Here is a 12,803-nt window from a genome sequence, read left to right as displayed (position 1 = left end):
ATGGGAAGATAGATCCGCCCCAACAATTGAACACGTGAAAACTCACTGCTATTAATCCACCTGCGCAAAAAACACAGGCGACAGGTGCCCCATGCAGACACTCATCAGAACAGCCTGTAAAAAACACGCAGCACTGCTGACTTCAACAATAACCACCATCATAGTGCTCAAGCTTATAGCGCTGGCTCCGCCCCTGCTGTTAGGCAACGTCGTCGACGCGCTGAACAATGATAGCCATACAACCCTCAACACGCTACTTACCCTGACGGCAGCGTTTGCCCTGGCTGGATGCATTCAAGCGATCATTAATCCACTGCAAATTTTTCTTTTATCCAGATTAGTGCAGCAGATCGTGATGAATGCATCCATAGACTGGATGTCAGAGTTGATGCGCAAAGAATTTTGTCATTTCGATTCGTGGCGCATCGGACATTTCATCAAATCCGTGGAGCGCGGCATCACGGCCCATGAACAATTATTGACATTCTTCGTGACCGTCGGATTCCCCATGTGTCTGGAGTTTTTGATCGTGGGGGGTATTTTTCTTTATATGGGTGGTGCCGGGATTTTCCTCGCACTGACCGGTCTTGGCATCCTCTACCTGTTTGTCACCCATAAAATAATCAGGTGGCGCAGAAAGCATATTGATGCAGTCAACGACCAAGAGGATGAGTTAAGTGCGATTTTGTTCAATACCCTGACCGCGGGAAAATCGATAAAACTGGAAAGATCCGAACGCACAGCAACACAACCGTTGAATCGCGCCTTCGCGCAATACGCCAACGCAGCAGTAACCGTGACAAGCTCCGGCGGCTTCCTGAGCGCGGCAAAAATTTTATTTGTCAGCCTCTCCACGGCAGGATTGCTGGGCTGGGGTGTTTTCGATCAATTGTCGGGCGAGCCAAGCATCAGCGTCGGGCAACTGGTAGCCATATTTTCCATTGCGGGAAGTTTTTTACTCAACATCACCGCGCTTACCGAAGGTTATCGAGTACTGGACCAATTTCTCGCTGACCAGCGTCGACTGCAGCAATTGTTGTCATTGCCAAACTTTGACCATGACAACCGTCAAGCCGAAATCACATCCCGGCACGCCTCGACCATGGTGCTCGCCCCCTGCGTAGTGACCGATAACAGAGCGGTCCGGTTATCAATCGCGAATGCCATCACCTTTCAACAAGGCCAATCGGTCGCCATTACCGGTCCCAGCGGGGCGGGAAAAACCACCTTGCTGGAAACGCTGGCCGGATTGAATGCTTCGGTCAGAAGTCAGTTGAGCATCGACGGCCTGCCGGTTTGCAGGTTGAGCGCCCTGACCCACTTGAATTGCCTGAGATATTGTCCTCAATCACCGCAGTTCCTGGAAGGCACCTTCGACCGCTCGGTTCTGTTCGGAATCAATCCTTCGCCACATCTGCACCAGGCGATACAACGATTGAACCTTGAAGAGATTGTTACCCGGCGAAACCTCAGCGAAAACGCGGCCAATATTTCCGGTGGCGAAGCCAAACGCCTGTCGCTACTGCGCCTGATCAACAGACCAGGACACTTCAATCTGTTCGACGAGCCAAGTGCGTCGATCGAACCGAAGCTCGCCACTCCGGTGTGGGATTTGCTTTTCGACACCTTCGCCGAGCGCGGACTGATTTGTGTCACTCACGACGTTGGCCACCTGTATCGCTTTGATCGAGTCATCGTCATGCAGGACGGTGCGATTATCGACGACGGCCCGTGGTGTGAGTTGGTTAACAGAAAGGCAATCAAAGCGCTGTTGAGCGACCTTCAACCGCAAGCGTAATACTCGGAGAAAAACCGCCTCTGATTGCGTTCCAGCTGACAACTGTGAGCAATCTGGTGCGTCTTGGATTCGATACATTGTATTGAATTCGATACACGCCGCCGCGCCCCCCGTATCTTTCAACTGGGCACCTTTCCGCTCTACATACGCCGGACCACCTGTATTGATTTCAATACAAAGAAGTTCAGTTGTTTCTCACAAAATTACTCCATCCTATTGATTTAATTATACTAATCGTGACTGGCATCGCCCTTGCTAATCAACTTCACGTGCGCCTATCAGCACGCCTCCCACCCCTTCGCGGGATGGCAAGAACACCGCATTACCCCTGTAGGAGCTGGCTTGCCAGCGAAGGCGGCCTCAAACCTTGCAGCGCCCTTGGAGACGCCTTCGCTGGCAAGCCAGCTCCTACAGGTGACCGTCAGCTCATTCAGAGATAAACAGAGGACTCCACCATGTTCAGCAAGCACGACCAGATCAAAGGCTACGACGATGAACTGCTGGCGGCGATCAATGCCGAGGACGCACGGCAAGAGCATCACATCGAATTGATCGCCTCGGAAAACTACACCAGCCAACGGGTGATGGAGGCGCAAGGCAGTGGCCTGACCAACAAGTATGCCGAAGGCTATCCGGGCAAGCGTTATTACGGTGGCTGCGAGCATGTCGACGTGGTCGAGCAGTTGGCTATCGACCGCGCCAAACAGCTGTTCGGCGCCGACTACGCCAACGTCCAGCCGCACTCCGGCAGCCAGGCCAACGCCGCGGTGTATCTGGCGTTGCTGCAGGCCGGTGATACCGTGCTGGGCATGAGCCTGGCCCATGGCGGTCACCTGACCCACGGCGCCAAGGTCAGTTTTTCCGGCAAGCTCTACAACGCGGTGCAGTACGGCATCGACACCGATACCGGGCTGATCGATTACGACGAAGTCGAGCGCCTGGCGGTCGAGCATCAGCCGAAAATGCTCATCGCCGGGTTCTCGGCCTACTCCAAGACCCTGGATTTCCCGCGCTTCCGGCAGATCGCCGATAAAGTCGGCGCCTACCTGTTCGTCGACATGGCCCACGTCGCCGGGCTGGTCGCGACCGGTCTGTACCCGAACCCGCTGCCGTACGCCGATGTGGTCACCACCACCACCCACAAGACCCTGCGCGGCCCTCGTGGTGGTTTGATCCTGGCCAGGTCCAATCCGGAACTGGAGAAAAAACTCAACGCCGCGGTATTCCCCGGTGGCCAGGGCGGACCGCTGATGCACGTGATCGCCGCCAAGGCCGTGTGCTTCAAGGAAGCGCTGGAGCCTGCTTTCAAGACCTATCAGGCGCAAGTGATCCGCAACGCCCAGGCCATGGCCAAGGTGTTTATCGACCGTGGCTACGATGTGGTGTCCGGCGGCACCGATAACCACCTGTTCCTGGTCAGCCTGATCCGTCAGGGCCTCACCGGCAAAGACGCCGACGCCGCCCTCGGTCGCGCCGGCATCACCGTGAACAAGAACGCGGTGCCGAACGATCCGCAGTCGCCGTTCGTGACTTCCGGCCTGCGCATCGGCACCCCGGCCATCACCAGCCGTGGGTTCAAGGAAGCCCAGAGCATCGAGCTGGCGGGCTGGATCTGCGACATTCTCGATCACCTGAGTGACGCCGATGTCGAGGCCCAGGTCGCCAGCCTGGCTGCCGCGATGTGCAGTGACTTCCCGGTGTACCGCGACTGATCCACAACGGGAGGGCCAGGCCCTCCCGCTCGTTCAGGCATCAACGCGTCGAAGTCGCCATTCATGGGGAATCCGGCAACAGTGTTTGTCCCCCGGGCCGCTATTTGAGCAAAGGGGGAACACTTAGCATCGTGTCTACCAAGTCAGCCAATGCCACATGCCTCTACTGGCTCGCAAGGTAAAAACTCCACAGTTCGAGATGAATGCAATCAACTCGAGCGCCGAGTAATCCTTAACGACACGGTGACTCTCATGAAAATTTCCAGAATGGCGCTTCTTCTCGTTCTTGCTACTGCCGGCGTACAGGCCCATGCGGACGAGAACGAGACAACCGGCAACGCCAGCCAGACTCCGGTGGAAAATTACACTTACTCAACAAAACTCGACATCGACAAAGTCATCACGGTGACCGATATTGCCGATCAGTGCGGGCCGGTCCCGGCGCAGATGACCTATGAAGACTCCCACGGTCAGCGTCATGTGCTGCAATATCAAGTGATGGGCACTGGCTGTTCCAACGGTTGAGTACGGTGCGCAAGGTGGAGGGTCGACACTCCATGTCTGCAAGGTCATCAAACCGCGGATTGATTATTTTTTTTTGGCGAGCCTGCGATTTTTTCATCTGCTGCCAACAGGCCTGGAATGGCGTTTTTAAGAAACTCCACCCACGTCTTTATTTTGGCATCGACGAATTTGCGTGACGGATAGATGGCAAACAGACTCAACTCTTCGAGATGATAGTCCGGCAGCACCCGCACCAAAGCGCCCGCCTTGAGGCCATCGACCGCAGACGCAATAGGCTGGATGCCGATACCCATCCCGTGTTTTATCGCCACCGTCATGCCATCGGCGGTATTGATATGAAAAGGCGACAAGGGCACGTTGACTGTTTCTACCCCTTGCGGCCCCTTGAATGCCCAATTCTCGACGGGCATCACCGTATTAACGATCCTCAAGCAATCATGGGCGCCAAGAGCACCTGGAGAATCGGGGATGCCGCGCTTCTGCAAGTACCCGGGCGACGCGCAGAGAATGCTGCAGGTAATGCCGAGTCGCTGAGCGACAAAACCCGAGTCGGGTAAATCCCGCGCCAGAACAATCGACATGTCATACCCCTCCTCCAGCAAATCCGGTAGCCGATTGGTCAGTGTCAGGTCAAACATGACCGAGGGGTAAATCTCTCGGTATTGGGCAATGGCATCGATCACGTAATGATTGCCGATGGCTGACATCGCATGAATTTTCAGGCGGCCGACGGGCAGGGTCTGGGCAGTGCCCGCTTCCTCATCGGCTTCCCGTACCTCGTCAAGAATGTTCTCGCAGCGTTGCAGATAACGCATGCCGGCTTCGGTCAATGCCAGGCGTCGGGTCGTCCGGTTGATCAGGCGGGTCTGCAACCTGGCTTCCAGACTGGAAACGGCTTTGGAGACGTTGGTGGTGTTGGTGTCCAGTAGTTCGGCCGCCGCCGTGAAACTGCCGCTCTGGGCGACCGCCACAAAAAACCGCATGGTTTGGAAAACGTCCATCGCCTACCTCAGTCCAAGCTTTCCGATGAAAAAAAGCGGTCTGGCATCAGACCGCCCCTGCATCCTGTATCACTTTTTCCGCGCAATGAAGCCAGGCACGCCGGTTTCCACTACCGAGTTGAAGCGTACCCGGGTTGTAATATCGGTCTTGATTTCATGCATGGCCCGATGAGGCAGCGTCGCAATATCAAAGTTTTCCTGAATATGGCTCAGTGTTGCAGAAGTGGTCAGGAAAGCGACTCCACGCTGCACCGACCAGGCCAGTGCAACTTGCGCCGGGGTCTTGCGCAAGCGCCGGGCGATCCCGGTTATCACGTCGTCTTCCAGCACGTTCGGCGCCATGCCATGCCCGAGTGGCGCAAACGCGAGGACGATGATTCCTTGCTGTTGGCAAAATTCCAGCAGCTCCCACTCAGGCAGATAAGGGTGGGCTTCAACCTGCACCACGGCCGGTTTGATCCGGGCCGCCGCCACGATTTCCTTTAAAGCCTCCAGGGTGATATCGGACAGGCCGATGGACTTGCAGCGGCCTTGATCCACCAGACACTCGAGCGCCCGCCAGGTTTCGATCAACGTCACGTCACGGTCGTAGATGACGTTCCCCTGCTCGTCTCTCGGGTCCTGGTTCTCGCCAGGTTGAAAGGCGAAGGGCGTATGGATCAGATAGCAGTCGATATAGTCCACCTGGAGCCGTCGGCAACTGGCTGCAAAAGCAGGCTCGACTCGCTCGGGACGATGGTTGGTGTTCCACAGTTTGGTGGTAATGAACACCTCCTCCCGGCGGACCTTCCCCGCCTCGATCATTTCCTTCATGGCAACGCCGACCTGGTCCTCATTGCGATAGCGTTCTGCACAATCGAAATGGCGAAAGCCTGTTTGCAGTGCGTCCTTGACCGCTTGGGTGGTGACCGCCAGATCGCGGAACAAGGTGCCGAACCCGACAGCCGGCATCTCACCCGAGCCGTGCACAAGAGGAAAACGGGTATCGCGCAGTGCATCGTGAAAAGCTTCATATGACATGTCTGTACTCCAGTCTCAGGGGCCACAGCGGCTATTGATAAGAACGGTTGGGTGTTTCGCGAGCGGCAACCCGTTGCTCGAATACACCGATGGAATTGCCGCCGAGTGCTACGTACAGCCGCACCGTGTCGAGGTATTGCGCGGTCTTCACTCTGATGTGGCCCAGCAACGCTTGCTCATAGGCACGCTCTGCCTCCAGCACTTGGAGAATGCTGTTCTCCCCTTGCGCATAGGCTTGCTGGTTCAAGCGCAAACTGCTTTCTGCCGCGCGTAACGCATCTTCCTGCGCCAGGTGTTGTTCGGCGTCATGGTTGATCGCCTGCAGCGTGTCCGCGACCTGACCGAAGGATTGAATGACAGTCTGCTGGTAGCCGGCGAGCGTTGCCTTGTAGCCCTCGATCGCCGCTTGCCGTTCGGCGTTGCGCGTGCCGCCATCGAAGATCGGGCCCGCCAGCCCCGCCGCGAACCCCCAGAGTGCGGCACCGCCATTGCCGGAAGCCGACTGCGCCAGAAACGCGGACAGCTCGACATGCGGATAGAGGTTCGCTGTCGCAATGCCCACGGCGGCGCTGGCCATGTGCAGCTCGGCTTCTGCCTGGCGTATATCCGGCCGATCGTGAGCCATTGCCGAAGGCAGGCTGACGGGCACGTTCGACGGCAAGACAAACTCGGCAAGATCGAAGTCCGGCGCGATCCAGTCGGCAGGACCGTTACCCGTCAAGATCGCCAGTGCGTGGCGCGCCGAGTCCCGCTGCTGCGCGAGAGGCGGCAGCAGCGTGCGGTCCTGGGCGAGCCGGGTCTCGGCCAGCGAAACATCGATCTGGGTAGTGCTGCCATTAAGGTGCGCCATGCGTACCAGCTCGAGATTCTTCGCGTCATTGGCCAGCAGTTTTTGCACGGCTTGCATTTGCGCGTTGGCCGAAGCAATCAACAAGGCCTGGCTCGCGACATCGCCCGTCAGGGTCAGGTACGCCGCTTCGTATCGATGCTTTTGTCGCTCGGTAAACGCTTGCTGCTGTTCGACCCGCCGCTTGTTCTCGCCGAATACATCAAGGTCGAAGCCGACCCGTGGTCCGATTGCATAGAAATTGGAGACGGCTGGCTCGGCCGCGTTGTGCACCCGTTGCCGGCCCGCCTGGGCGGCAAAATCGACCTGCGGATACAGCGTGCCCTCTGCGGCAGCGACGGAGGACGCCGCCTGGCGAATGGTGGCGTCCGCCGCCACCAGCTCAAGATTGCCGTCGATGGCGCGACGCACCACCTTGTCGAGCTTTGGCGACTGCAAGGCCGACCACCAATCCCCTCGGACCTTCTGGCCAAGGGCAATCTGCCGTTCACCACCCTGGCCGAGGCGCTGCTCGGCTTGTTGGTCGTAGTGCTGCGACTGGCTCGGCGGCGGCCTCTGAAAGTCCGGGCCGACGGTACAGGCACACAGCAGCATGAGAGCCGACAGAGCCCCGACCATCGTCTGGAACCGCTGTCTGTTGATTGCGCTTTTCATTGGGCAGACTCCACGAAAACTAGTAGGCCGGGACGGGTTTGCGAAGAAACACAACCAGCGGACACACCACCACCATTGCCAACATCAGGATCTTGAACTGGCCGACAACGGCGATGAAAGCGGCCTGGTGGGTAATCATGTGATTGAGCCCTTCCAGTGTTTGCAGGGTCACCGACTGCGCAGTAACGCGATAAGGCGTCAGATTGCTGGCCAGCGCCATGTGCATCGCCTGGGTGTTGTTGAAGAAGAAAATCTGCACGATCGCCACGCCGATGGTGCTTCCATAGACGCGAACCAGATTGAACAACCCGGTACCTTCCGGCCGCAGCTTGGGGTCGAGCGTGCTGAACGCCACCTTGCTGATCGCCGGCATCAATACACCGAGGCCGACGCCCTGGAGTGCCCCGGCAACCGCCACCGGCCAGCCGTCCATCAAGGGCGAATAACCCAGCATCAACCAGTTGGCATATATCACCAGGGCGATGCCCGCCACCACGAACGGCCGGTAGTCGAGGCGATCGGACAGCCGCCCCATCAGCAAAAACGCGCCTACCAGCCCAACGCCTCGCGGTATCGTCAGAAAGCCGGTGGTGTCGGGCGCAAATCCGAGCAGCTCATCGAGCATCGGCGCCGTCAGTGCCATGGTCGACAACAGCACGAAACCCAGGGCAAAAAAGATAATCGTCGACAGCACGAAGTTGCGGTCCCTGAACAAACCTTTGTTGAGGAAATGCACCTTCGCGGTCAGCACGTGGACCACGAACAGGTAAAGCCCCAGCGCACAGCCCATCGCTTCCAGCCAGATCTCGGTCGAGGCAAACCAGTCCAGGCGCTCACCGCGGTCGAGCAGCATCTGCAGGCTGATCAACCCCAGGGTGAAGGTGCCGAAGCCAAAGAAGTCGAAAGACTGACTTTTCTCGGCCTTCTTCTCCCCGAGCAACAGTGCCATCACCAGAAAGATGAACACCGATAACGGCACGCTGCTGTAGAACATCGGGCGCCATCCGAAATGTTCGCTGATCCAGCCGCCGATGCTCGGGCCGCTGGCGATGCCGAACAGCACGATGGCCGTCCACACCGTGCCGAATTTCGCGCGTCGCGCCGGGGCTAATGTCTCCAGGGCAATCGCCATCGACAGCGGTGCCAGCACGCCACTTGCAGCGCCTTGAACGATGCGCGCACCGACGAACTCCAGGGGCGTCGTTGCCTGGGTGGCGAGCAGCAAGCCAAGGACGAAGACGGCCAGTGCGGTTTGATAAACCCGCTTCAAGCCATAACGACCCGCGAGCCATTGGGCAATCGGCAACGTGATAGCACTGGCCGCGAGGTACGCGGTGAATATCCAGCCGGCCTGGTCGTCGGTCATCGACAAGCTGCCCTGAATGAACCTCAGGGCCGAGTTCGGCAACGGCAGGTTCGCTGACTGCATATAGGTCGCGAGCAGCGCGGCCAACCTCAGCAAGCGCGCACCCTCCCCTTGCGGTTTTTCGACAGGGTTGGCGTTCATCGAAAGTTACCTGCGCTCAACAGACTTTTGAGTGGATGCCACCAGGGCGTGCGATACCCGGTATCGACCTCGACCGTGGCGCTGGTCCCCGAAAACAGTGGCAAAGCCGGGTCCAGCTCATCCAGTTCGAGCCGGACCGGCACCCGCTGGATCACCTTGACCCAGTTGCCGGTCGCATTTTCCGGCGGCAACAGGGCGAAGTCCGACCCGGCGCCAGGGCTCATGCTGGTGACGTGGGCCCTGAAAACGTGATCCGGGTAGGTATCGATACGAATGGTCGCTTCCTGGCCGGGACGCATATGGGTCACCTGGGTTTCGCGGAAGTTGGCCTCCACCCAGGCCTGGCGATCAGACAGCAGAGCAAAGGCTGGCGCACCGCTGGTGACATAGTTGCCCACCTGCAAATCGTCGACCTTAGCCACAATGCCATCGTCAGGCGCGTACACCGTCGCGTACGACAGATACAGCTGCGCCTCGTCAACCCGGGCCTGGGCTTCACGCACTTCCGGGTGGTTATCGACGGCAATGTCGGGATGCCCGTTCAAGGCCACGACCGTACTGGCGATCTGTTGTTCGATAGACGCTATGCGTTGTCGTGCGACTTGCAGATCGGTGTCCGCACGCTCATAGATCGCTCGGGAAACGAACTCGCTGGCAACCAGTGCCTTCTTCCGGGCGAACTCCTTTTGATCGAAGCCGGCCGATGCCTTGGCCGATTGCAATTCAGCCTGCTGCTGCCGATAGCGGGCCTTGAGCCCGTCGATGCGCAGCCGCGCGACGCTCAATTGCGCTTGCGCACGGTTGACGGCGATCTGGAACGGCTCCGGATTGATCCGGAACAACACCTGACCCTTGCGAACCGGCTGATTGTCTTCGACGGCGATGTCGACGACCTGTCCGGAAATGCGCGCATTGATCGAAGCCTTCGCCACCCGGGCGTAGGCGTTGTCGGTGGAAACAAAGGGCTCGCCCGCCAGATAGCAGGCGTAGCCCACCGCAGCGAAGAGCGCGGGCACCCCCACCATCAGCAGTGGCCGCAGTCTCTCTTTCAACGGTTTGTTGAGCGGCGTGTCTGCCAGGTTCGGCCCTGGATGCTCGAAGGCCTGCGTCGCCGAGATGTCGAACTGTTTGGTCATGATCGAATCCACCTTTAACCGGGAAATGGGGCTGACACCCAAAAAACAGCCTTAGCGTGCGCGGTCGGGAGGATCACTCCCGCCGCACCTGTTTCGTCGCCGCAACACCCGGTTAGAGCTCCGCTACAACAAACCTGCCATCGAGGAACTTCTGGTTCCTTAATTTTGTGCGATGGTGTAAGAATATCCACTCATTCACCCTTGCTCAAGGATTTTGTACAACATGGCACAAAATAAAATCAGCGCGGGCAAAGGCCGGGGCCGCCCCCGTGCCTACGACCCGCAGACAGCGCTGCAGCAGGCGCTTGGGGTCTTCTGGAACACCGGCTACTCCGGCGCGTCACTGGACAGCATCGCCACCGCGGCCGGCATGAACCGCCCCAGCCTGTATGCGGCATTCGGTGACAAGCACGCGCTCTATATCAAGGCGCTTGAGCAGTATTGGGCGTTCGCCGCCGCGGCCATGCAGGAGGTGCTGACCGACAGCAATCTGACGCTGGAGCAGGCGTTGCTGGGTTTCTACGAGGGGCAGCTGTCGATCTATTTTTCGGGGGACGGCCAACCCCGTGGCTGCTTTGCGATAGGCACGGCGACCACTGAAGCGGTCGAGGATCCGCAAATACGCGAGGTGCTGTCGCAGCGCCTCAGCAGGCTGGATGCCGATCTTGAAACGCGTCTGCGGGTGGCCGTTGATTGCGGCGAACTCAAGGCCGATGTCGACTTGGCGGCGCTGGCCGTACTCGCGTCATCCCTGCTGCACAGCATTTCGATACGTGCGCGGGCGGGTAAATCCCGTGCCGAGTTGACGGCGCTTGCGCGCGCTGCGGTCCGCGTGATTTGCGCAGTGTGAGGTTCAAGGTGGGCGAAAGACTCGAAGACATTCTTGCCAAGGATCTTGCGGTGATTTTTTGCGGGATCAACCCGGGCGTGATGGCTGCCACACAGGGGCATCATTTTGCCGGCAGAGGCAATCGCTTCTGGCGCACGCTGCACCTTGCCGGTTTCACCCCGGAAGAAGTGTGCCCGGCAAACGACCGGACGATCTTGCAGTATCAGTGCGGATTGACGGCGGTAGTCGCCCGGCCCACGGCGCGGGCGGATCAGCTGTCTGCCGCAGAATTGATTGCTGGCGCTGCGGATTTTGAACAGAAGATCATCCGCCATGCGCCCCGCTTCGTGGCCTTTCTCGGCAAGGCGGCGTATTGCGCGTTGTCCGGCCAACGAGACGTTGCGTGGGGGCCGCAGCCGAAGGCCTTCGCCAACGCCGAGGTGTGGGTCCTGCCCAATCCCAGCGGGCGAAATCGCACGTTTACCCTCGATCAATTGGTGGGCGCATATCGCCAACTCCGACTGGCAGCGGATGAGAGTCGGTTCTAGATGAATGGGTGGCGATGGCATCATTGAGGTGTCAATGCAACCCTATGGGCAAACCCGACCCGAGCGCTCTATGATTGATCCCCATGACGACCACGCCTCCAATTCGCCAACCCTGCCCGCCCGGCGCCTGCGACTGCGGGCGTGACCCGCTGCTGGACACCCCGGGCGCGGACGTGCGCGTCCTGTTCCTGACCCGCGCGGAGGAAAAGCGCCTGGTCGAGCGCCTGGAAAACCTGCAGAGCCTGGGCGACCTCGAGCGGTTGCAGCAGCGGATGTACGATCAATTGGGTATCCGGGTGCAGATCGCCCCCGGTTTCAACGAAGTGCGGACCATGCGCGGCATCGCCATTTCCATCGGCGAACTGCCGGGGTTGTGTCGCAAGACCCGGCAGTCGATTCCGGCGGCCATTCGACGCGGGCTGGAAAAACGGCCCGAGGTTGCCTTCGAGTTGCTCAATGCCAACGACCTGTTGCGTGACGCCTGATCGCTGCAGCCCTCATTTCATGCCATTCAGTCCAAATGCAACGAAACAGGATCAGCGGTCATACGCGCAGGCGGGCCCGCTGCTATGCCTTCTCATGGGAGAAATCGTTTCAGGCCGGCCAGGATGAAGCTGGCAGTTCAGGCGTGACCGTGGTCCCGGCGCCAGCCAGGTGCGCGAACTTCAACAGGTGCCAATCCGTAACGGGAGGTGGCGTATGTTATTCATGGTCAGTTGGTCGATCTGTCCGGAAAATCGTAACGCCGTGATCAAGCGTTTTCTCGAAACTCAAGGTGCTCCGCCCGAAGGCGTGAAAATGCTGGGCCGTTGGCATGCCGTCGGTGGTTCCAACGGTTTTGGCATCGCAGAAACCGACGATGTCGTACAGATTCAGAAGTGGGTGCTGCAATGGAATGACCTCATGAATATGGAAGTCCATGCGGCGTTGACCGACGAGCAGGCGGCGCCGTTGTTGGCGGCGGTTGTCGGCAAGCAATGATCGACAGGGCGGCGGGTGCTGCTCGCCGCCCTCCTCGCATGCACCGCCTGGAGCCATGCCGCGCATATGAAGACGCCTTCGCCGGCAAGCCGGCTCCTACAGGGTCTGGCGTTGACCATAACCAATCGGTACGCCGGGGATCGTGTAGGAGCTGGCTTGCCAGCGAAGGCGGCCTGGAGCCATGCAGCGCATATGAAGACGCTTTCGCCGGCAAGCCGGCTCCTACAGGGTCTGGCGTTGACCAT

General features: G+C 59.0%; 12 protein-coding genes. 7 read left to right on the top strand and 5 right to left on the bottom strand.

Annotated elements, in window-relative coordinates:
* Positions 1 to 91 precede the first annotated feature (91 nt).
* The 3 genes from ELQ88_RS14645 to ELQ88_RS14635 all read left to right on the top strand — a co-directional run bounded on the left by ELQ88_RS14645 (position 92) and on the right by ELQ88_RS14635 (position 4,035).
* The gene (locus ELQ88_RS14645) at positions 92 to 1,798 is read left to right on the top strand and encodes an ATP-binding cassette domain-containing protein (RefSeq protein WP_138965917.1); all 1,707 of its coding nucleotides are present in this window, start codon (positions 92 to 94) and stop codon (positions 1,796 to 1,798) included.
* Positions 1,799 to 2,253: 455 nt separating this feature from the next.
* Entirely contained in the window at positions 2,254 to 3,510 is a 1,257-nt protein-coding gene (glyA, locus tag ELQ88_RS14640; RefSeq protein WP_138965915.1) for a serine hydroxymethyltransferase, read from the top strand.
* 252 nt (positions 3,511 to 3,762) lie between these two features.
* Positions 3,763 to 4,035, top strand: coding sequence for a DUF2790 domain-containing protein (locus ELQ88_RS14635; RefSeq protein WP_138965913.1), 273 nt, complete (start codon positions 3,763 to 3,765; stop codon positions 4,033 to 4,035).
* A 47-nt stretch (positions 4,036 to 4,082) separates the two neighbouring features.
* Here the strand turns inward: ELQ88_RS14635 and ELQ88_RS14630 are convergent, their stop codons facing one another.
* The 5 genes from ELQ88_RS14630 to ELQ88_RS14610 all read right to left on the bottom strand — a co-directional run bounded on the left by ELQ88_RS14630 (position 4,083) and on the right by ELQ88_RS14610 (position 10,200).
* Positions 4,083 to 5,036, bottom strand: coding sequence for a LysR family transcriptional regulator (locus ELQ88_RS14630; RefSeq protein ID WP_138965911.1), 954 nt, complete (start codon positions 5,034 to 5,036; stop codon positions 4,083 to 4,085).
* Positions 5,037 to 5,105: 69 nt separating this feature from the next.
* Positions 5,106 to 6,056: an aldo/keto reductase gene (locus tag ELQ88_RS14625; RefSeq protein WP_138965909.1), complete on the bottom strand. Its 951-nt coding sequence runs from the start codon at positions 6,054 to 6,056 to the stop codon at positions 5,106 to 5,108.
* Positions 6,057 to 6,087: 31 nt separating this feature from the next.
* Positions 6,088 to 7,557: an efflux transporter outer membrane subunit gene (locus tag ELQ88_RS14620; RefSeq protein ID WP_138965907.1), complete on the bottom strand. Its 1,470-nt coding sequence runs from the start codon at positions 7,555 to 7,557 to the stop codon at positions 6,088 to 6,090.
* Positions 7,558 to 7,576: 19 nt separating this feature from the next.
* Positions 7,577 to 9,064: a DHA2 family efflux MFS transporter permease subunit gene (locus ELQ88_RS14615; protein WP_138965905.1), complete on the bottom strand. Its 1,488-nt coding sequence runs from the start codon at positions 9,062 to 9,064 to the stop codon at positions 7,577 to 7,579.
* On the bottom strand, positions 9,061 to 10,200 hold the full coding sequence (locus ELQ88_RS14610; protein WP_128870537.1) for an HlyD family secretion protein: 1,140 nt from the start codon (positions 10,198 to 10,200) through the stop codon (positions 9,061 to 9,063). Before ELQ88_RS14610 ends, ELQ88_RS14615 begins: the two co-directional genes overlap by 4 nt.
* Positions 10,201 to 10,423: 223 nt before the next feature.
* On the opposite strand from ELQ88_RS14610, the gene ELQ88_RS14605 reads away from it, so the two are divergent.
* The 4 genes from ELQ88_RS14605 (at position 10,424) to ELQ88_RS14590 (ending at position 12,558) form a co-directional block, all read left to right on the top strand.
* Entirely contained in the window at positions 10,424 to 11,050 is a 627-nt protein-coding gene (locus ELQ88_RS14605; protein ID WP_138965903.1) for a TetR/AcrR family transcriptional regulator, read from the top strand.
* Positions 11,051 to 11,058: 8 nt separating this feature from the next.
* The gene (gene mug, locus ELQ88_RS14600) at positions 11,059 to 11,577 is read left to right on the top strand and encodes a G/U mismatch-specific DNA glycosylase (protein WP_138965901.1); all 519 of its coding nucleotides are present in this window, start codon (positions 11,059 to 11,061) and stop codon (positions 11,575 to 11,577) included.
* A gap of 83 nt (positions 11,578 to 11,660) precedes the next feature.
* The gene (locus ELQ88_RS14595; protein WP_138965899.1) at positions 11,661 to 12,062 is read left to right on the top strand and encodes a hypothetical protein; all 402 of its coding nucleotides are present in this window, start codon (positions 11,661 to 11,663) and stop codon (positions 12,060 to 12,062) included.
* 214 nt (positions 12,063 to 12,276) lie between these two features.
* Complete coding sequence (locus ELQ88_RS14590; RefSeq protein WP_128870540.1) at positions 12,277 to 12,558, top strand: DUF3303 family protein; 282 nt, start codon at positions 12,277 to 12,279, stop codon at positions 12,556 to 12,558.
* The last annotated feature ends 245 nt before the right edge of the window (positions 12,559 to 12,803 follow it).

This window comes from Pseudomonas sp. MPC6 (assembly GCF_006094435.1).
Classification (GTDB): Bacteria; Pseudomonadota; Gammaproteobacteria; order Pseudomonadales; family Pseudomonadaceae; genus Aquipseudomonas.
This window is presented reverse-complemented; position numbering and strand designations above follow the sequence as displayed.